This window comes from Metabacillus sp. 22489, assembly GCF_052044855.1.
GTDB classification, from domain to species: Bacteria; Bacillota; Bacilli; order Bacillales; family Bacillaceae; genus Metabacillus; species Metabacillus niabensis.
In genome coordinates, this window is the sequence record NZ_JBQENT010000022.1 from 20,093 (window position 1) to 41,341 (window position 21,249).

Genomic DNA, 21,249 nt, shown 5'->3' on the forward strand with positions numbered 1-21,249 from the left:
ATAATCAGAGTTATATGCTGCATATGGAATTGAAATAGATTACGCAGAAAAATAGAGATAAGGAAATGGAGCACTACATACATGGAGGTATTCGTTAATTGAAATTATCGAAGGAAAGAGCGGCACAACTGGCGCTTGAATATGTAAACAAAGGGAAGAATGAAAACTACAATTTAGAACTAATTGGTGTGGAAGAATCTAAAATTTCACCAACATACTGGGCTGCAACTTTCGAAGTTAGAACATTAGAAGGACATATTATAGAAGGTCCTTTATTTATACTTGTTGATGATGATTTACAAAAAGCAATGAGTTTAGAAGAGGCTATCGAGACTTATATAGAGATAAATAAGTAAATTAGTTTTCTATTAATTTATAGTGTGCAGTTTGAAAACCATCCCATCTTACTTTTTCAATTACCACGCTACCCCATTACTAAAATTCCCTTATATATCATATAGAAGATAATTTTTATAACGAAAGGGTAGTGATGAAAAATGGGTAAATATCGAATGATACATACAGATTTTTGGGATGATCCGATTGTAATCGAAGAAATGACTCCAGAGGAAAGATATTTTTATCTATATCTTCTCACGAATACAAAAACGACACAAATTGGCATCTACAGAATTACGAAAAAACAAATCGCGTTTGATTTAGGATATTCAATAGACACTGTCCAAATGTTAATGGAACGCTTCATTCATCAACATAAGCTTATCCGTTACAATTCAGAAACAAGAGAGCTAGCCATTCGAAACTGGGGGAAGGAAAACCTCCATAAAGGTGGTAAGCCTGTGATGGATTGTATCGCCTCCGAATTAAAAGCAGTAAAGGACATCTCACTCATTCAATATGTGGCAGAATTAATTCCAAAACAGGAGATTCGTAGCCTATTCGAATCTTTTTGTGCCACTGAAAACTCTTTAAGTAATGAAGATAGTAATCAAACTGAAGAAAACGTACCATTAGAAAACGATTTGAATGAAGCTAAAGAAGATTCTTTGCACCCTTTTACGATACGTGGGCAAAAAGAAAAAGAAAAACAAAAAGAAAATAAAAAAGAAAAACAACAACAAAAACAAAAAGCTTTTACCCCATATATAGAGAATGACCAAAATAGGAAGAACACTCCAAAAGTTGAGGACTTGGTACAAAATCAACAATCAAGTGATGCTCAGGAAATAATTGAGTTTTGGGATAATAATGGTTTTGGGTATTCAAACCTAAATGCAAAAGAACAGTTGTTGTTGTGGTTAGATAATTCTAGCTTTTTACAGCCTAAGGAAATGATTTTAAGAGCATTGGAGATTTCGTGTGCTATGAATAAACGAAGGCTGAACTATGTTGTTGGGATTCTTAGAAATTGGGAGAATGAATCAATCCTTACTGTTAATGAAATTGAGGATTATAATCGTCAACTGTCTGAAAGAAAGAAGAGGTCAAAAACGAAAGCTGTTTCTGGTGGAAGGTATGTTCCAAGTGGGTTTACGCTTGATATAACGGCTGGTGAGGATGAGTGAGGTTTGTTGGTGTTTAACTTGGATTGGTGATTTATTATAAACAGTTAGAGGAGCTTCTAAAAATTTAAAGTGATAGTGGTAATGAAAGCCGTATTCTAGAGGTAGTAAAAGAAGGTAAGCTCCGTTTGTTGACAATATCACAGTTGATCGTCATGGAAATATTATAACTGAGAAGATATAAAGAACTGGACGTGGGCAAACGATCTTATTAAATGCTCATTTAGATATGGTAGAGGAAATTGTAGAAAATCTAAATATAAATGAAGGTTAAATGGGCTATGCTCAGGCAGATAAGGTATATTATGAGCAGTTGACCGTGCAGGGTTTGCTATATTGCTGAATATTGCATAAACCCATCATCAAATTAAGCGAAAAGTGAAATTATGGTAATATGTATTTAGGACATTTTGTTTTTAGTGGAGGTGGATAGCGTGGAAAAGCCATTTGAGATTAGTATCAAAAGTGATCGAGATATAATGTCAGCTATTCAAAAAAATGCTTGGTACATTGACAAGGTAGAAAAAACGCCTGAAAGATGCTTAGAAGCTGTTAAGCAAAATGGTCGTACATTACAATTGATCCCCAAAAACTTTCATTCTTTATCTCTGTGTCTTGAGGCAGTTAAACAAAATCCTTCGGCAATAAAATATGTGTCAAGAAAAGTTATGACTCCTGATATTTGCATGGAAGCAGTTAGAAATGACGGAACAATAATAGCCTATTCAACGTATATTCCTGATGAATTCCGAACAAAAGAGCTTTATCTTGAGGCAATAAAGCAAAATGGTGAAGCACTTAAATATGTTCCCGATAAGTATAAGTCGGAAAGTATTTGTAAAATAGCTATTATGCAAAATGGATTAGCACTTGAATTTGTTCCGAAGAATATTCTGTCAGAAGAATTATTTGTGTTGGCAGTTGAGCAGAACGGTTTGGCATTGGAATATGTACCAAGTAAAAACAAAACCAAAAAAATATGTAATGCTGCTGTTAATAATAATGCACTGGCATTAGAGCATGTACTGAATAGATATAAAACAGAGGAGTTGTGCAATGCTGCGGTAATCGCAAGTTGGAAAGCTTTTCTTTATGTTCCCGAGAGTATGTATACTTTAAATAATTGCCTTGCAATATTTGAACGGATATTAAGAGAATTCGACGATTTTTCTGAAATATCGTATCGTAATCACTCTTATGTTAGAAAGATAGCAGAACGCTTACCAGATGGTATAAACGACGATATTCAAATTATCAGGTTACAAAGACAATTACAGGTACGTGGATTTAAAAGAAAATACTTTGATAAAGAAACACATAAATTTATTACAATAGAAAAAATATGCTATAGAGAAGAGGATGAAGTGAAAGAATTTGAATTATTTATTGACTTTTATGAGCATTTGGACGCGGATTTAAAAAATGCCAATCTGTATGATTATGATTTTAAAGAGGTTAATCTTGCTGATTTTAATATTGAAGGTGCCTATATTAACAGTGATGTATTAGTCGAACAACAATTATATGATGATTCTTTTTACGCTGAAAACATCAAAGATTATGATTGCAAATCGGAGCTTATGATTTCTGCAGAAAATGAGGTAGTGGAGGCTAGCTCTGTTCTTCATGATATCGATTTGGTTTCAGATTCCACATTAAATGACACATCTCTAAAGCTTTACTATATTAGTGATATCCATCTAAATCATAAGCTTTTAAAAGCTTTTCCTACGAATGCAACTGAAATGGAAGTTAAAATGTATATCAGACAGCTTGTAAAAAAAATGATTGATTCTGCTGCAGATCAGAGTATTGATGACTACTTATTAATAGCGGGAGATATATCTTTTAACTTTGAAATATCGAAAATGTTTTATACAGAATTAGTCGAATATATGAAATCGAAGTATTGGAGTCCTCGTCAAATAGTAGTGGTGCTTGGGAATCATGAATTATGGGATTTCAATCGACTCGGGGTCGCACATTCTAATTTTCTTACATTAGATGAAATTATTCAGCAATACCGAGATTTACTTTCAAGTTTAGGGATTTGCTTTTTACATAATGATTTGTTGCTATCAGACGGAACGATTATTCCAGAAAAGCAATTGGTATCCATTGAACAGGACAAGTTGAAGCAAAAATGTTTGAAAAGTCCTTTTGTAATACTGGGGGGATTAGGGTTTTCTGGGTTGAATTCACAATTTAACGCAACGCATGGAATTTACTGGAAAACCATTATGACTTTAGATGAGGACATCGAACAGACAAACCAATTTGAATTTATTTACAATAAAATGAAAAGTGCTTTAGGAAACGATAAACTTATTATTTTGACTCATACTCCAAAAGAAAACTGGTCGAATGAAAATTACAATCGAAACTGGATATATGTAAATGGACATACTCATCGAAATGATTACTGTTGTGACGATAAAAAAACTTTTTATTCTGACAATCAAATTGGATATAATTCTACAAGCATAGGTTTAAAGCATTTTAAATTATCAAAAGTATATGATATTTTTAAGTACTATCCTGATGGAATTTATTTAATTTCAAGAGAGCAATATTTGGACTTTAATCGTGGAATGGGGATTAAAGTAACTTTTAATAGAACAGGAACTATACATATGCTTAAAAACAATAATGTATATTGTTTTATGCTTAAAAACCAGAACACAGGGAAAATATATCTCTTAAATGGTGGCAGGATTATTAATTTAGAACATAATGACATCAATTACTACTTTGAGAGAATGTCGTATTATACAAATACAATCAAAGGATTATTTAGTGAATACAATCAAACACTAAAAATCATATCTGATTATATAAAAAAAATTGGTGGTACCGGGACAATCCACGGATGTATTGTTGATATAGATTTTTACAATCACATTTATTTGAATCCGGAAGACGGATCCGTAACCCCTTATAATGCCTTGTCGATTGTTGATAAATATATTTATTCAAATCTCAAAGCGCTTTTGTTAGCTCAAAGAAAGGATTTATATGAAAATTATATGAACCTTTTAGACGGAGAGAGCAAGGGGATTAAGCTGTTAAAGGGAGAAATAAAAGCAGGGAACATTGAAATGTCAAGATTTATTCCGGATACTTATATGTATAGACCATCAAGAATAATGAAATCATTACAGTACCTGACAGAAGTTAATGTTATAAGGATTTGGAATGATCGTATTTTCGAATCTCATAATCAAAGCAAAAATATAGCAAAAGATTTGTGTGTTAATAATAACCACACTTTGTTGCTTTCCGCTAAAACGAAATAGAAGCGATTAAAGTAAATTTTCAGCCGCGTTTTTGCGTGATGATGAAGTTATTTAATGATTATTTAGATTAATGAAATACAGATTCCGTATTAATTCCTGTGTTGGTGTCAACAGAGTATACTGTTTTTTAGTATGTAATTTTCACATTTTTTTAAAAACACCCTCATGAATCTTTATTATCCGATTTATGGGGTGTTTCTTCCTTGTTTAATTTAGTTATTTTTTGAATTGTTCCCTTTAGATAGATATATTACTTAGCATACTCTCATTGATTGGACTGCTCTTTTTGTATACTACACGAGATAATATTAGATTGACCCCTTCTATTACTTCTTCTTATCCATTTTCTCCTTTTACTACCTTAACGACTAGAAATTTTACCTATTTAAGTGTGAAAAAATCAATTTTATTATGAACTTAAAAATTTTATGTAAGTGGTAAAAGGAGAACCTATTCCAATTAACTTTTGAATAATCTTGAGTTTGCCAAGAAAAAATGTCCTTCTGGCAAATGATATGTATGTGGTATTATTTACCTAGGATAATACAAAAAATAGTATTTTAATAGGAATATATAAGGAGTAGTAGTAATGTCCACTAAATATATATCAACAACAGCACTTTCAAAGGAAATTAATCTAGCTGCAAAAGAGGTCTTTAATTTATTATCTGAAAAAGGATTAATTAGTAGAGAAGATAATAATTGGGTTTTAACAGAGAAAGGGAAAGCGAAGGGGGAGTCGTTAAATCTCACCACCAGTACGGAAGTTATATCGCATGGAGCGAGGATTTTAAAAATGATGAGATATTCTCAACTAAAGAAACTGAAAAGAATCTGTTAACCTCTACTGCTTTAGGGAAGCATTTTGGAATATCTAAATTTAGAATTAATCCGATTTTATCTGAGTTAGGATTGCTTCAAAAAGGGGTAAAGGGTTGGAATGTGACGCCATTAGGAAAACTAATGGGAGGAACGCAGTTTGAATATGATAAAACCGGTATTCCATATGTTTGTTGGAATCCTAGTATTCTAACTAAAAAAAGCTTAATCAATTCAATAGAAGAAATTAAGGGTGAATCCAAGGAAGAAGAAAAAAGTAAAAAGAACGATGATTCACCAATAGGATTTAGAGACAAATTTGAAGCAAAACATAGAGCTGCTGACGGACATTATGTGCGTTCTAGAGCAGAAATGTTAATCGATAACTGGCTCTATATGTCGGAAATCGTTCATGCATACGAACGAAAATTACCAATTGAAGAGGAAGTATACTGTGACTTTTATTTACCTGTTGGGAAGGTATACATTGAATATTGGGGACTTGAAAATGATGCTAAGTATCTTGAGAGAAAGAAAAAGAAATTAAGTATTTATGAAAAATATGGTTTCAATTTAATTGAGATTAATGATACAGATATTCAGAATCTTGATGATATACTGCCAAAGAGGCTTTTGAAGTTTGGGATTCAGACATATTAGAGTTAAATAGTTTGTACCTAGTTCTTGGAAATAGACCATATTTATACTTGAAAAATTAAGAACAGAATGCTGTTACGAAATTTAATACTAAGAAACGGACTAGATAGATGAATTATGAAATTAACATTAATAAAGGTGAACTTTACCATAAATAAGTGAGGTTTAACCACCTAAAATGTTTGAATTATGTGTTTCAGGTGGTTTTTGACATTGATTTAAAACGGGTTTCCCTGTATTAACGGAATATATAAAGAACTATATAAAATTTTATATGTATGATAATGGGAGATAGAACATGAATAAAAGGGAAAATATTTTAAATGCATGGATTACAATAGAGCAGTTATCGGAAGGTTCAATTAATAAAAAAGACAAATTATTAAAGTCGTTACATACTATGGAAGAGAATTGGAAGAAGTTTTTTTTAGATTTTTTAATTAATCAAAAGGAACAAAAAAATATTTCAGATAAGGTCTTTAAAAAGTCGGGCATAGTATTATATTTTGGTATTTTCAATTTTCAAGAAATTATTGATATATTGAGAGAGAGATACAAGATTGCTAAAACTTATGAGGAAGTCAGTAATTCTGAAAAATTTACCTTTGCCTTATATTTTGATAATCAACTAAATTTTATAGCTGATAAACTGTTTTTAACAATGAGCGGTTATATTCGTGAACATGGTAATTTACCTGAAGATTTTTTAAAAGTTGAAACTTCATTTAGAGAAAATTTAAACCGAAAATTTGATGAGGATTTTAATAAGAATATTTCTGAACTTTTTCAAAAGTATAATGTTTCAGAAGATAACTTTCGATATACATTCGTCCAAAATTTGGATAGTGACGATATAAATCTACATTCTTTCTTTATTGAAGATTTAAAAATAGCAAAGGTAATTAATAGTGAAAATTTAAATCGATATTTTAATGGGTTTTCTGGAGATAGGAAAAATCTAGACAGCAATAAAGAATCAAAACATTTTAACGAACGTATTTTCGAGGAATTTGTTTTAAAACCCAAGTTTTATCCGTTAGGACGTTTCCCAACTAACCCTGATTATGCACTTTCATTCATGCAACAGGTTGCGGTAAATCTAGCCTTAAACGACGAAAATGATATTCGTAGTGTCAACGGTCCACCAGGAACAGGAAAAACAACATTGTTGAAGGATATTTTTGCTGATTTAGTAGTACAACAGGCCCAAGAAATTTCGAAACTTTCTAATAAACGTATTCAAGGGAGTCTGGATTATTGGCAAAATGCTAAACTTGGCGTTTTACCACAATCTATTTCAGATAAAAATATTATTGTGGCAAGTTCAAATAATGGGGCAGTCCAAAACATTGTTAAGGAGTTACCAAAGAAAAAAGAGATTGCAAAAGATTTTCAAAATCAAATAGTGGAGGCGAATTATTTCAAGGATATTTCTAATTCCCAATTAACTGGTGAAGGATTCGGGAAAAATCGTAATATTAAAAGTGAACTGTTAAATGAGGAAAATTGGGGTGTTTTTTCGTTAGAAGGTGGAACGGCAAGCAATATTAATAAATTACTTCTAAATATTGAAGCAATTGAAAAAGATTTAAAAGAAAATTATCAATCGAATCCTGATGTATACCAGGAATTCTCACGTCTTTATAATAGATTGAAAATTGAAAGAGACAAAGTAGAAGAATATAGTCAAAAAATCTATTATTTACGTAAACTAAAAGTCAAATATGAAAAGCAAGTTAATGAATTTGAAAAAGGAAAAAGGGAAAAACGAACTGATTTGATTAGGCAGGAAAAAGAAGCTAAAGCTGAAATTGAGAGACTAGGTCAAGAAGGCATAAATCTTCAAAAGGATTTATCGAATGCTTCTATTGAACTTGAAAATTTAACTAATGAACAAGTTCGAGCTGAAAGAAATTTTAATGTAGTTACTTCACAAAAGCCGAGTCTTTTATGGTTACAGAAAATATTTAATAAATCAAAAGTTGACCAGTATTTCAAGAATCTTAATAGCGCGAATGACCACTTAAATTATCTTTCTCAACAAAAAAGTAAATTGTTGAAAGACTGTAGGCAATTTGAAAATGAGCTAAAGAGAATTGCTGATAAAAGAGAGTTTATTCAAAAACAAATGCAGGACAGAAAATCTGCCTTTGAACGATGGATGACTACTGAGAATAATAATATTAAAAAAATAGAAAGAGAAATCGAGTCATTGGAAAAAATCAAGTCACAAAGAAGCATAGAGGAAATAGATTTTTCACTACCATATGAAAAACTTCAAAAGTCTAATCCTTGGTTTACAAAGGAATTCCGCATTTTACAATCAGAATTATTTATTTCAGCTTTAAAAGTTAGAAAGCAATTCCTCTATGAAAACTTAAGAAGTTTAAAAGCGGCAAGGATTATTTGGAATAAACAATCTGATTACATTGCGAAAGAGAATGGTCATCAGTTAATTGCAGAATCATGGCAATGGCTGAATTTTACTGTTCCTGTTATCGGCACGACTTTTGCTAGTTTTGGTCGAAAGTTTAATAACCTTAAAGAAAATTCAATAGGCAATCTATTCATAGACGAGGCTGGTCAAGCACTACCTCAGGCTAGTGTTGGGGCAATTTTCAGAAGTAAAAAAGTTATGGTTGTTGGTGATCCCTCACAAATAAGACCAGTATTAACCTTAGATTCGAATGTTCTAACCTTAATTGGAAGACATTGTAAAGTAGACGAAAAATTTGTCTCTGCTGATGCATCTACTCAAACAATTGTAGATGCTGCCAGTCAGTATGGGTTCCAAAAAAATGATGATGAATGGGTTGGTATACCACTTTGGGTACACAGACGTTCGAACTATCCGATGTTTACAATTTCAAATGAAATATCCTATGATGGTTTAATGGTACAAGGTAAAAAAGAAGATGAGGCGCAAGGAAAATCACAGTGGTTAGATTCTGTTGGAAAGGCAAATGATAAATATGTTAAAGAACAAGCTGACTTACTGAAAAGTCTAATTGCTAAACGGTTACGAGAAGATCCAGATTTAGCGAATGAAATCTATGTTATAACTCCATTTAGAAATGTGGCTTATAAACTGGCACGTGTTTTAGATGAAATTAAATTTACTAAACGACAAGATGGTAAAACAACAAATGTTGGAACTGTTCATACTTTTCAAGGAAAAGAAGCGAAAATTGTCTATTTTGTCCTTGGAGCAGACTCTAATAGCAGTGGGGCAGCAAGATGGGCTGTTTCTGATCCAAATATAATGAATGTTGCGGCTACACGAGCTAAAGAAGAATTTTATATTATTGGCGATAAGAAATTGTATGCATCACTTGGTAGTGAAGTGGCAAATAAAACTATTTCGATTATTAACGACTATAATAAGTAGTAATTATACCTAATATATTATGAGATTGTTAGAATAGAACATGATGTAGAGGAATTAATTAAAAATAATACTAATTTAATTGCTGAAGATGAATCGATGCTAATTGTTGATCAACAAGTGAGGAATTCTAGTAATGGTATTTGTGATTTAGTTGGATTAAACCAAATTAAGTTAGACCCAGAAGCCGGTATCTTTAAATAAAAATATGAATCGTTATGATAGGTAAAATAATCCACTAAAAGTTTTGTTATATCAACGTTTTTCAGTGTTTTTGCTAAATGATGGATAATAATTGCTACGATCTACTATTCTTTTTTAGTACAATAGTATTAGGGTGAAAAATTGCGTATTAATGCATAATGCATTGGTATAAAAAATCCTAACAAAAGAATCAAGTATGTAGGAGTACAAAATGATTACAGAAAAGAAATTAATAACAAATTCCAATAACACTAATTTACTTAACGAACTCACTCAATCTATTAAAGAATGTGTAAGTTTTTATTTTAGTGTTGCATTCATCAACTACAGTGGTCTTCAACTTTTGCTAGATTCATTTAAAGAAGCAGAGCTTAACAAGAAAAAGGGCCGAATCATCACATCAACATATCTTAATTTTACTGAAGCAAAAGCATTAAATAAAATTAATGAATTTAACAATATTGACCTGAAGGTATTTGTAACAGATAAAGAAATTGGTTTTCATACGAAGGTTTACATATTCGAATATGAGGATTTTTATAAAGTAATTATTGGATCGTCAAATATTACGCAAAGTGCATTAAAAAGCAACATTGAATGGAATCTTGAGACAATTTCAAAGAACGATAGTGGATTTATAAAAGATGTGCTTAAAGAGTACAATAATTTGTGGAGTATTAGTGAAGATGCTACCACAGAGTTTATCGAACAATATAATGAATTCTTAAAATCTATTAAGAAGAATGAGAAAACTAGAAACGTTATATATGAAAAACAGAAATACATTGTTCCGAATCGCATGCAAAGAAGAGCAATGGAGAACCTAGAAAGATTACGTAATTTTGGTGAAAAGAAAGCACTAGTTATTGCTGCAACTGGAACTGGTAAAACGTTTATGTCGGCTTTTGATGTGAAAAATGTGAATCCTGCTAGACTATTGTTTATTGTACATAGGGAGGAAATTCTCAAGAAAGCCAAAGAAACCTTTGAAACTCTGATAACGAATACTGGTAAGACCTTTGGATTGTTAACAGGTAATCATAAGGGGAAACATGCAGACTATGTGTTTTCAACAATTCAAACATTATCAAGGTGCTATGAAGAATTCGATAGAAATGAATTTGATTATATTATTTACGATGAAGCTCATCACGCCACAAGTCCTTCCTATCAAACGGTTATGAATTATTTTGAGCCAAAGTTTACTTTAGGAATGACAGCGACACCAGAACGTAGTGACCATTCTAATGTGTTCGATCTTTTTGATAATAATGTTGCATTAGAAGTACGTTTACATGATGCATTGGAAGATGAACTTGTTATCCCATTTCATTACTTTGGTATAACTGATGTTGAAGGTATCGATTTAAGTGACGTATCGATTGACGATATAGCGGAAGTAACTAAACGCCTAAAGCTGAATGAACGTGTGGACTATATCATAGAGAAGATGAATTTTTATGGATATGATGGAGAAAAGAGAAAATGCTTGGGATTTTGTGCGAGTATCGAGCATGCAGAATATATGGCAGCTGAATTTAACAAAAGAGGTTACAACAGCATTTGTTTACATGGTGGTCATTCAGTTGAAGAACGTGGAAAATATATCGCAAAACTTGAAGATGACCAAGATGAATTAGAATTTATCTTCACTGTAGATATTTTTAACGAAGGTGTTGATATTCCTTCGATAAATTCTGTACTCATGCTTCGCCCAACTAACTCGCCGATAATTTTTATTCAACAGCTTGGACGAGGACTACGAAAGCATGGGAGTAAAAGCTTTTTAACTGTATTAGACTTTATAGGAAATCATAGCAAAGTTTTTTTAATTGCGATCGCATTAAATGGAAGTCGATATTATGATAAAGAAAGCTTAAAGGTAGCAATCGCTACTGGTTTTGCTAAAATACCTGGAGCAACGCATATTCAAATGGACAAAATAGCTCAGGAGCGAATTTTAGAACAAATTGATAAAGAAAACTTTAATTCGATGAAATATCTAAAGGAAGAGTATTTTGAATTTAAAAAGCTTAATCACGGTCGAGTTCCTTTGTATTTATTAGATTATCTAAAATTTGATGGAGCGCCAAACCCAGTTAAATTTATTGAACGCGAAAAAACGTATCTTCAGTTTGTAGCGAAGGTAGAAAAAGATGAACACTTAAAGAAATTACTTATGAATGATACGTTTGAAAGCATTTTAAAAGAGCTCTCAAGCAAGCTACCACTCAAAAGAAGCTATGAATTTATTATCTTAAAATACTTATTAACACATGAAGAAATTACACTTGAAATTGCAAAGCGTGAAATTTTAAAATTAATCAATGATGTTGATGAGGATAGTATTCTTCATGCTTTTGAATACCTAAATCAAAATTATTATGATAGTACTCAATTAAAATCAAAAGAAAAATTAGTGAATTATTATGAGGACAAGCTAATTAAAACAGATGCTTTTAAACGTGTTCTAGAAAATCCGGAGTTCGAGAAGTATATTGAAGATGTCCTTAACTATGGTATTTATCGATATGAGAAGGAATATAAGCATAACTACTATGGGGTTCCACATTTTAAGCTGTATGAACAATATCAAATGATTGATGCTGCTTTACTTTCTAATTACAGAAAAATACATACTGCCTTTAGAGGTTCTGGCTTGCTAGCGAATGGAAACGACTATTTTCTTTTTATTGATCTTCATAAGGAAGAGGATATTAAAGAAAGTATTAATTATAAAGACAAATTTATTGATCATCAATATTTTCAATGGCAAACTCAAAACAGTACAAGTCAATCTTCTGATAGAGGGAAAAATATTATTTATAACAAAGAAAGAGGAATAAACCTCCACCTTTTTGTAAGGAAATATAAAGAAATCGATGGGAAAATCGAACCTTATATTTATATCGGAAAAGGAGATACAGTGGCCTTTGAAGGAGAGAAACCTATTACTGTTAAAATAAAATTGGAACATGAAGTGCCTACTAATTTGTATACTGAGTTCACTAAAAAAGTGTAGTCTTCTCAATTTGAGAAGACTATTTTTCATCTATTAATTGCTCAACTGCTGGAATATCAGCTGGTGCCCATTTCAATGAGTCAAGATTTTCTCTCTTTAGCCAAATTAAAGTGGAATGCTCATTAGGTATTGGTGTTCCATCTACAATTCTACATTTAATCGAAATGAGATTAATAATAAATGTATCGTATTCATGTGTATTGTCATTGAATAAATCAAATGTTTCAACCGTGCAGTTCAGCTCTTCTTTAATCTCCCTAACTAAAGCAGAATAGATGTCTTCATCCTTTTCGACTTTTCCACCTGGGAACTCCCACATATTCGGAATTGACATTTCAGGAGACCGCAAAGCACAAAGGATTTCATTATTGTCATTTTCAATGATTGCCGCAACTACTTTTACCGTTTTCTTCATAGTATCCTCCAAACAATTTTTTACTAGTTTATGATAACATTTCAGAATTGAATTCAAAACTGTTAAGTGTGAAAGTGAGTCTTATTAGTAATGTTTATAGAAAACATTGTAACTAACTGCTTTAGAATACTGCAGTTATTTTTTGAAATTTTAAATTACTAAAAGTACAATTGTACTTGCTACATTCCACTAAGGTAGAATGTAAAATAACGTGAAAATATTACTATCAAAATCCTGTTACCATTTACTTATAATTTAAAGTATAATTTACCTAAACAAAATATTACTCAAAAACCGCTTTAATGAAAGAAGTGATCCAAATGAAAGCTCATCTAATACATATGCGTGATAAGCTAAACAACATTAACAAACGAAATCGTTCTATTCGTCTATTGAAAATATCTCAGAAATGGAGCTTTGACCTTGTAAATATAGATTCAATAGAAGGAAAAGAAGACGCACAGTCGATTATAAAGAAAATAGTAGAGCAGAAAATGAAAGGAAAGATTACATTATTGCACCCTTCTCTTGATGATGAGAAATCAATGAAATTATCAAAAAAACTAAACGATCTTTATCGTCAAATTAAAGCAATGGAAGATGAAACAGGCGTTCATGACCTTTACTTAGGTTATCCTTTTCTATCTGGTGTTCTCCTCGATGGAACCTTTGTTCAAGCCCCTCTATTCTTGTACCCAATTCGGTTGGAAAAAGATAATATCGCGATGCAAAAATGGGTGTTACATGTGGAGGAAGATGGACCACAGTTAAATCGTACACTCTTTTTGACGATGAAGAAATTAAATAAGCTCGGCTACTCAGAGGAGATTTTTGAAGAGGCTGTTTCAGTTGCAAGCTCAATGGACTTTACTACGATTAAGACCTTTTTGGAAAAGCACCAGTTGAAGGTTCAGTTTACTGAAAGTGGTCTAAATCGATTAAAGGAGTATAAGGTAAGTGATATTCCAGAAGTTGCTAATATGACATTACTTAATAATGCGGTTATTGGTGATTTTCCGCAAGGTGGTTCTTCTATTGTTCGTGATTATGATGAATTGATTAGCCTATCAGAAACTAGCTCTCTTTCGTTAGTTGGAGAGATGATTAACTCTGAAGATGATCAATCAATTGAGGCAGGTGTGCTACCTAGTGGTGTCGAGAAAGACGAGCAGTCCAGTGAAAAAGAAGATATTCTGAATCTATTACAAACAGACGGTTCTCAAGAAGAAATTTTGCGAGAGGCTCGTCATCAAAAGGGATTAGTTGTACATGGACCTCCTGGTACAGGAAAATCGCAAGTCATTGTAAATCTCATAACAGACGCACTTTATCGAAATAAAAAGATACTTGTTGTTTGTCAGAAACGTGCCGCGCTAGACGTTGTTTATCAACGGATGAATAGTTTGGGGCTTAGTGATCATGTTGCCCTTGTACATGATGAGAAAGTAGACCGAAAAGCACTTTACCAAAAGATTTCGACAGTTTTAGAACATGACGAGTTACGTTTTGCGGAAGCTGTTGAAAAGTTGATTAACGTGACTTCTCGGTTAGATAATCAAGAACAGCTACTAAACACAATTGCCAAAGTGCTCTTTGAAACTCAGCCATGTGGGTATAAATTATATGAACTTTACGGTGCATCTAAACCGATAACTGATTCAAATAAAATTATATCTTTAAACAGTGTGATTGACCGATTGACAAGAGGATCTTTACGAGATATGGCGGAAGCAGTATATTCGTATGGAGAGTGGTATGAGCGGTTTGGAAAAGAGTCTTATCCGTTACGTCACCGAAAGAGCTTTGCTGCATTTGACATGAAAGCGAAGTTAGAAGCGATTGAAACGTTAGAAGCTTTAATTGAGAAGGCGAAAAAAGCAACAGACTATATTGAAGCGCTGGATATTGAGAAGATTACGCCTGCTTATACATGGGAAATACAACATCGATTAGAAAAAATCTATCCAGATTTAGATGATAGCCAAAAACGTACGCTTCAAGGTTTGCGTATTTTCTGGTGGACGACGATTACAGGAAAATCCATTATTGAAGAGATAACAAACGGAGAGAAGTTCAAAGGAACAAGTTCTACAGAGTGGATAAAAGTAAAACAGTCGTTAAAGATTATGCACGACCTAGGAGAAATAACGAAAGCCATGGCAGATGACATGAAGGCACTGTCTACTTTGATGCAAGAGGAACAAGTAAAGAAATTACAGAATCGCGTGGCAGAAGGGGATATACCGTTAAAAGAGTTAGACTTGTTATTAGAGTATATCCATCGTGACTTTGATGACCTTATATTAATGGATAAATTTTGGCGACAGGCAAGTGACGATACAAAGAGTGTTATTATTGCCCTGCAGGAAAAAGAGCATAACACAGATCAATCATTGTCAGAATTTTGGGTAGACACCTTGAAAAATTCAGCATATATCCACTGGATTGATCAACTTGAAGCAAAGTATCCAGATGTGCAGAAGATATCTACAAATGAGTTTGGTAGAATACGCGAATCGTTCGCTAATCTTTTGGAAGAAAAGCGAAAAGTAGCAGCAGAGTATTTGGTCCATGAACTTAAGAACGAGGTAAAGACTGTTCAACAAGTACATGGGAAGTCGACGAAAGAGCTGAAACATCAAACAGGTAAAAAGAGAATGATCTGGCCACTTCGTAAACTAGTAAACAACTTTGCAGACAAAGGACTAGTTGATATTTTACCTGTTTGGCTGGCTTCACCAGAAATGGTGTCATCTATTTTCCCATTAACAGAAGGGCTGTTTGACATCGTTATATTTGATGAAGCTTCCCAGTTAACAGTAGAAAGCGGCATGCCATCTGTATTTCGTGGTAAACAAATTATCGTAGCAGGGGATGAAAAGCAGCTCCAACCATCCAATTTGTTCCGAGCGGGATATGAGGATGAAGAAGACGAGGAAGAAGCGAAGTTTGATACCGATGAGTCCATTAGCTTACTCAACTTAGCTAAACGACGATTTCCGGCGAAGATTTTGCATTGGCATTATCGTTCTAAGTATGAAGAGCTCATTAATTTTTCTAACCATGCCTTTTATAACGGCTATGTCCAAATTGCTCCAAACGTTACGCCGTTTAGAGAGCCTCCTGGCATAGTGTGGAAACGTGTAGATGGTAAATGGCTTAACCAGTCGAACGAAGTGGAAGCACTGGAAGTCGTCGCGCAGTTAAAGCGTACGCTACAACAACAACCTGGTAAGTCTGTCGGGATCATCACTTTTAATGCGAAACAACAGTCAAAAGTACAAGATGTGATTGAAGCTATAACAGAAGAAGATGAAGAATTTAGAGCCCTTTATAATGAACTAATGGCACGTGAGCTAGATGAAAGGCTATTTGTCAAAAACATTGAAAACGTACAAGGAGACGAGCGAGATATCATTATTTTCTCCATTGGCTATGCAAAAAATGAAGAAGGCAAAGTGTACAACCGTTTCGGGTCGCTTAACCAAAGTGGCGGAGAAAATCGATTAAACGTAGCTGTTACCCGTGCAAAAGAAGGTATCATCGTGGTTTCAAGTATCGAACCAGAAGACCTGAATGTAGCCAACACGTCCGAACGCGGTCCGAAGCTATTAAAGTCTTACTTGAAATATGCAAGAGCCGTTTCTGGTGGGAGAATAGAAGACATCCATGCAGTAATCCAAGAGGTTAACGAAGTAGTAAACACTCACGCTGTCCAACAAACTCTTCATTTCGATTCCCCATTTGAAGAGCAAGTGTACCAACAGCTTCGTAATCTAGGATATGAAATCACCACACAAGTAGGAATGTCCGGATATCGAATCGACATGGCAGTCGTCCATCCAAACGATAGTTCCAGATACATCCTTGGAATAGAATGTGACGGAGCCATGTATCACAGTTCCCCAAGCGCTAGAGAACGAGATGTTTATCGCCAAAGATATTTGGAATCAAGAGGTTGGACAATCGAACGAATCTGGAGTAGGAATTGGTGGAAGAATCCTGTAAATGAGATAGAGCGTATTGAACACCGAATTAAAGAGTTAGTTCGGAGTGAAGAAGTTCGGGATGTGTTGGAAATGCGATAAGTGCCAGTCACGCCATGAAGTATCTAGTTTTACAAGCAGTACCTGTTCAGTGCTGCTTATTTTTTTGGAGTATTGAAAAAATGAGTCCTTTATTGTATCTATTTTCTTAAATAGGGGTGGTTTGTAATTATCCACACTGAACTGTATCATAAGTAAAATATAGTAATGATATTTACCAAACATACTTTACATTATTGTTCAACAATCGGGCGCTTTTCTTTAATAAGAAAAGCCTCTTTTTGTATAGACAAGACATTTAGGGGTTGAGTTGTTTATTGAGGGGTAAAAAAGATTGTGAAGTATTTTACTTAAAGGAATGGGTAGCAATAGTTAAAGGAGCAACATCATTAGTAAGATTCGTTGCTCCTTTTATGTTTCTTAGAAATACTTCTAGTAAAATTCCTTCCTTAGATGACCACTTAGTTTAGCATATATCTTAGTCGATTTACATTTCTCATGACCCATTAATCTCTGAATACCTTCAATTGGAGCACAATAAATTAATAAATTGGGCCCAAAAATCTCAATACTAATCAATTCCGTCGAAGACTTAGCACTGTAAATTAATTTCTTTCTAGTCAACAAATTTTTTTTAGACAAAAAATATTTAAAATTTTCAAAACCAGCGCTACCCTTCCTCCATTTTTCTATATATAACATATGAAAAGAAAATTCAATGAAGAAAGGGTAGTGAAACAGATGACAAATTATAGAAAATTACGGACAGACTTTTGGAACAATCCGATTGTGGAAGAGATGACACCAGAGGATAAATATTTTTATGTTTATCTCCTTACGAATCCGTATACGACCCGAATTGGAATTTATCGCATTATAAAAAAACAAATGTCGTTTGATTTAGGGTTTTCAATTGAGGCTGTACAATTGCTAATGGAAAGATTCATCAACTACCATAAGCTAATTCGTTACAATCCTGAAACAAAAGAACTCGCCGTTAAAGACTGGGGAAGAGAGTATCTACGGAAGGGTGGAAAGTCAGTCATGGACAGCGTTCATTCTGAATTAAAAGAAGTAGATGACACCTCGCTTATCCAATATGTTTCAAAATCGATACTTAGGGATGAAATTCGTAGCTTATATGAATCCTTTTGCGTTCCTGAAAAGTCTCTTAGCATTGAGGATGGAGAGTAAGTAGGAAACCCAGCATTTCTTAGATTTGGCAGGTGAAAAGGATTGAGTTTAGCTGAAAAAGCATTTTTAGGGAGCTTGATAAAGGCAGAGTATCTACTAAAGGATACGATCATTCGGCCTGAACAGCTAGAAAGCACACGACATAGAGAAATCATGCGCAGAATGGTGGAATTAAACCGTTCAGGCAAGAGTGTTGATTTAATCACAATGACAACCTTGCCTGACCTTGAATCATTAGGGGGAATGTCTTACCTTTCGGAGTTGTTATCCTATGCGGACCTTGAGAAATTTGAGGGAATAGAAAAGCTTATTCTAGACCTTTGGAAGGAACGCGAAAAGAAAAATCTACTAACGATAGCAGCAATGAATGATTGGGAGATTTCTAGGGTCATGACCGAATTGGATAAATTGAACCAAATGAAGCTAGATGATCATGTGTCAATCCAACAAGCATCGTCAGCTATCTATGAGGCACCATGGGAGGACCCAATCATCTCGAAAAGCATCACAACAGGTATCCAAAGTCTCGACGAAGTAACAGGAGGCTTTCAGGGCGGGGAAGTGACAATTGTCGCCGCAAGACCATCAATGGGAAAAACCGATGTCATGCTTCATTTCGCTAAAATAGCGGGATGGGCCGGGTTTCTTCCACTCATCTTTTCCTTGGAAATGCCTGAAAAGCTGATTACTACTCGATTAATTGCATCGACAGGGGGCTTTAATCGGACAAAAATGCGGAATCCGAAAAGAATGCTAACAGAAGAGCAAAAGAATAAATGGTCTGATGTGATTCACGATCTCAACGAAACTCATATCCAAATTTTTGATGGAGCGGGACAAACGATTGCTGAGATGAGATCGAAAACACGAAAAATGAAAAATCAATTTCCACACAAGAAACCGATTATTTTTATCGATTATTTAACTCTCATCCAATCAGGCGAATCATACGGGGGGAATTCTCATTTACAGGTTACGGAAATATCCAAATCACTTAAAACAATGGCAAAGGACTTTGATTGCCCAGTCGTCTGTTTAGCACAGCTAAATCGTTCAGTAGAATCAAGAGCCAATAAACGGCCACTCATGTCAGACATTCGGGAATCGGGCAGTGTGGAACAGGACGCAGATGTCATTTTGTTCTTGTATCGTGAAGCTTATTATGACAAGGACACCGAGGATCGTTCCCTCGAAATCATTGTTTCGAAAAACCGAAATGGTCCGATTGGGTCTATAAAGGTCAATTACAACGTGTATACAGGAAAAATTGAGGAGCAAAAGGAACAGAGTGTTACCAATGGGCAACAGTAAGAAATGTGACGAAAGGCAATAAAAAACTCTTATCGAGGTGAGAACACGTGATTGTGGAAGAGCTATATTTGGATTCGATCTGTTCTGAAGAATCTTCATTAGCCCATTACATCCATCACTTACTAGCGGAGCAGAAAATTTCATTAGGAGATGATATATCAAAAATCGACTTTGAACAAGCAGATCATGAGAAGGTCGCGGAAATGATTGAAGACAATGTTTTAGGCTTTAATAAGATTGGGATTTACTCATTAAAGATGAACGAGAATGATTTTGTCTTTATCTTTGCTAGAAACGAGCAACAGGCCATTCAATACTATTTCGAAGTGTACCATCACTCACCATTTAATTGTCATGAATATTCGTTAGATTTTGAGTTTGTTAGAGGAAAGGATGTGGTTTCGTTTCGGGATATGAGGAAGGAATTCACTCATTTTCCGGCTGTTGTGGGGTATTTTACGAGGGGGAGTGAAAAGTACGATGTTAATTATAATGCCGTTAGCTGTTATGGATAGAAAAGTTGGAAAATACCTTTGAATGATTATTTGAGATAATGACAATAAATTTAAAACTATTAACCCCTACAATTGTATTTCATCTACATATGTGGGGGTTTTTATCATTAGGAAAGGAAGAAAAACGTTAAACTCGCAAATTAATGGAGTTTTTTTAATTTCTTTCATTTGAATCATGTACAATTCTTTGTATTATAAATATAAACGTAAAAAAATGGGGTGCGCTCGATGAAAAAACTACAAGAGTTTTCTAAACAATATCAAGAAGAAATGAACTGGCAAATTAAAACAGAGGATTATGAGAGAACAAAGTCTTCTTTATTAAATAATTATATGCTACTTACTACCGAAGTCGCAGAGATAGCCGAAGAGCTACGTAAAGCATTCAATATGACAAACACTTTTATCAATGAAGGCATGGAGGAGGATAAAGCGTTTGAAATAGCTAAGTCTTCAATTAAGGAAGAACTGGGGAAAGAGTTTGCAGATTGTTTGGCTTATATCACTAAGTTTGCTAATTATTTTGAAATTGATTTAGAGGAAAGTTTTTATACTAAAATGGAAGAAGTCAAAAATAGAAGGAATAAAGATGTTGGACTGAAAAGATGAAAAATCAGATATTTCCCCTTTACACGGGGGATTCCAGTGGTTAATTTTGTTTACTTTCAGTTGAAACGAACAAAATTAATCGTAGCAACTTGATAGGTAGTTGGATCGTTTGTCAGGTACAATGTCCTTGTTCAAATCAATTGATACCAACTGTTTGAACATATATATCTTGCCAGTGGTGCGGAATTGGGGGACACGCACGACTCAAAAACGTGTTCCTTCGGGAGTGTCGGTTCGACCCCGACCACCAGTA

12 protein-coding genes are annotated in these 21,249 nt (G+C 33.8%); 11 read left to right on the plus strand and 1 reads right to left on the minus strand.

Features of this window, described 5'->3' with window-relative positions; genetic code table 11:
• Positions 1-98: 98 nt before the first annotated feature.
• From ACTJJ9_RS13960 to ACTJJ9_RS13985, 6 genes are all read left to right on the plus strand, one after another.
• On the plus strand, positions 99-356 hold the full coding sequence (locus tag ACTJJ9_RS13960; protein WP_145582239.1) for a hypothetical protein: 258 nt from the start codon (positions 99-101) through the stop codon (positions 354-356).
• Between the two features lie 141 nt (positions 357-497).
• Positions 498-1,526, plus strand: coding sequence for a DnaD domain protein (locus ACTJJ9_RS13965; RefSeq protein ID WP_255451901.1), 1,029 nt, complete (start codon positions 498-500; stop codon positions 1,524-1,526).
• Positions 1,527-1,957: 431 nt separating this feature from the next.
• Positions 1,958-4,819: a DUF4116 domain-containing protein gene (locus ACTJJ9_RS13970; protein WP_145582240.1), complete on the plus strand. Its 2,862-nt coding sequence runs from the start codon at positions 1,958-1,960 to the stop codon at positions 4,817-4,819.
• 702 nt (positions 4,820-5,521) lie between these two features.
• Positions 5,522-6,298 carry a glycerol kinase gene (locus ACTJJ9_RS13975; protein WP_255451902.1) on the plus strand — a complete coding sequence of 259 codons (777 nt, stop codon included), beginning with the start codon at positions 5,522-5,524 and terminating at the stop codon, positions 6,296-6,298.
• A 295-nt stretch (positions 6,299-6,593) separates the two neighbouring features.
• Positions 6,594-9,683 (plus strand): DEAD/DEAH box helicase, encoded by a 3,090-nt coding sequence (locus ACTJJ9_RS13980; protein WP_440768691.1) that lies wholly within the window; start codon positions 6,594-6,596, stop codon positions 9,681-9,683.
• A gap of 412 nt (positions 9,684-10,095) precedes the next feature.
• On the plus strand, positions 10,096-12,906 hold the full coding sequence (locus ACTJJ9_RS13985; RefSeq protein WP_440768692.1) for a DEAD/DEAH box helicase: 2,811 nt from the start codon (positions 10,096-10,098) through the stop codon (positions 12,904-12,906).
• 19 nt (positions 12,907-12,925) lie between these two features.
• Here ACTJJ9_RS13985 and ACTJJ9_RS13990 read toward each other — a convergent pair whose 3' ends face one another.
• Complete coding sequence (locus tag ACTJJ9_RS13990; RefSeq protein ID WP_145582243.1) at positions 12,926-13,321, minus strand: (deoxy)nucleoside triphosphate pyrophosphohydrolase; 396 nt, start codon at positions 13,319-13,321, stop codon at positions 12,926-12,928.
• Positions 13,322-13,641: 320 nt separating this feature from the next.
• On the opposite strand from ACTJJ9_RS13990, the gene ACTJJ9_RS13995 reads away from it, so the two are divergent.
• From ACTJJ9_RS13995 to ACTJJ9_RS14015, 5 genes are all read left to right on the plus strand, one after another.
• Positions 13,642-17,409, plus strand: coding sequence for an AAA domain-containing protein (locus ACTJJ9_RS13995; protein ID WP_145582244.1), 3,768 nt, complete (start codon positions 13,642-13,644; stop codon positions 17,407-17,409).
• Between the two features lie 699 nt (positions 17,410-18,108).
• The gene (locus ACTJJ9_RS14000) at positions 18,109-18,561 is read left to right on the plus strand and encodes a hypothetical protein (RefSeq protein ID WP_255451904.1); all 453 of its coding nucleotides are present in this window, start codon (positions 18,109-18,111) and stop codon (positions 18,559-18,561) included.
• Positions 18,562-18,603: 42 nt separating this feature from the next.
• Positions 18,604-19,872: a DnaB-like helicase C-terminal domain-containing protein gene (locus ACTJJ9_RS14005; RefSeq protein WP_145582245.1), complete on the plus strand. Its 1,269-nt coding sequence runs from the start codon at positions 18,604-18,606 to the stop codon at positions 19,870-19,872.
• Between the two features lie 47 nt (positions 19,873-19,919).
• On the plus strand, positions 19,920-20,387 hold the full coding sequence (locus ACTJJ9_RS14010; RefSeq protein WP_145582246.1) for a hypothetical protein: 468 nt from the start codon (positions 19,920-19,922) through the stop codon (positions 20,385-20,387).
• Between the two features lie 228 nt (positions 20,388-20,615).
• Complete coding sequence (locus ACTJJ9_RS14015) at positions 20,616-20,996, plus strand: MazG nucleotide pyrophosphohydrolase domain-containing protein (protein WP_145582247.1); 381 nt, start codon at positions 20,616-20,618, stop codon at positions 20,994-20,996.
• The last annotated feature ends 253 nt before the right edge of the window (positions 20,997-21,249 follow it).